At 64.2% G+C, this 313-nt stretch carries 1 protein-coding gene; it reads right to left on the minus strand.

Features of this window, described 5'->3' with window-relative positions:
* On the minus strand, positions 1-313 hold a 313-nt coding region (locus AC0IYH_RS30585; protein ID WP_471837911.1), incomplete at both ends, for a hypothetical protein.

Here is a 313-nt window from a genome sequence, read left to right on the forward strand (position 1 = left end):
GGACCACCCCGCGGCAGTAATAGTCGATCCGGAATTCCAGGCATCCGTTCAGGAAGCTGGCCGCCGAGAAGAAGTTGATGGAGTCCCTCAGGTTGACGATGACCCGGTCGACCGACAGGCTCAGCCCCGGCAAAAAGCGGGGTCGCACCACCACGCCGAACGTCGTGGTATAGGCCGTCTCCGGCGTCAGTCCGAACCCGCCGTTGCGGATCGTGCAGGACTGATCCGGGCAATTCAGCGTCTGGCTGCCATAAAGGTTGTCGGGCAGTCCGGTCGCACGGCACTGCTCGATGGTCGCCGTCGGCGGCAGGAG

It is taken from the genome of Pseudomonas sp. AC463, from assembly GCF_979253585.1.